This window comes from Blautia caccae, assembly GCF_040095955.1.
Classification (GTDB): Bacteria; Bacillota; Clostridia; order Lachnospirales; family Lachnospiraceae; genus Blautia; species Blautia celeris.
Window position 1 is genome coordinate 1 of record NZ_JBBMFP010000091.1, and the last position, 844, is coordinate 844.

An 844-nucleotide genomic window follows, 5' to 3' on the forward strand; every position below is an offset into this window, starting at 1 on the left:
ACAATGCTGATCAAATTTATCCTTGGTAATTTTCTGATCGTGAATATAAAGAACATCATCAATGGAGTGGCCGAGATTATGCAGGGCGTTTTTCAGATCGTAGCACCAGAGGGAGCTGCTTCTGTGGCTTTGCAGGAAACCAGTGTAGACGACTGGGATTCAGACACCCTGGTCATTGGTTTTTTTGTATGCGCTGCATTTATGATCGTGGCGATCGCGGCGGGCCTGCTGTTGGTCCTGCATGTCTATGGCATTTTTATAAAGGTGTTTTTTTACATTGTGACGGGGCCTTTGGCATTAGCAACTGTGGCGGGACCGGAGGGGGCTTCAAGATCAGCCGAAAACTGGTTTAAGACGATCCTTTGCGCGTTTGGGGAATTTGCCGGCACAGCGCTGGTGCTCCGGCTGTGCGCAGCCATTATAAACAGCAACGGTTTCCTGATCCCTGTCCCAGACTGGCTGGGGGCAGTTGAAACCCTCTGGAACATGGCCCAGAGCATGCTGACGATCCTTTTGGCGGTAGGCTCCGTGAAGGCTGTAGATAGCATGATCCGGCGCGCGTTCGGTTTCTAAGGAAGGAGAGCAAGATGAATATACCAATCAATAAAGATTTTGAACATGACTATCGGGAAACCGTGTACAAGGGATTTACGCTGCATGAAGCGAAATATGTCCTGGCAGGCCTTGTGTTGATCGTCTCGGTCTGCTTGTTTTTGTGGCGCTATATTGGGATTTCCCCTGTGCTGGCTGTATATATCAGCGTGCCGGTTGGGGCACCGATCATGATCGCAGGATTCTGGCAGTCTAAAAACGGATTGACCTTAAGGGAACATCTGGCGGCAGT

Annotated in this window: 2 protein-coding genes; both read left to right on the top strand. The window is 50.0% G+C overall.

Going from position 1 to position 844, the window contains the following annotated elements:
* On the top strand, positions 1-573 hold a 573-nt coding region (locus WMO65_RS26715), incomplete at its 5' end, for a hypothetical protein (protein WP_349064899.1).
* A 14-nt stretch (positions 574-587) separates the two neighbouring features.
* A partial coding sequence (locus tag WMO65_RS26720; protein WP_349064900.1) for a PrgI family mobile element protein occupies positions 588-844 on the top strand: 257 nt, incomplete at its 3' end.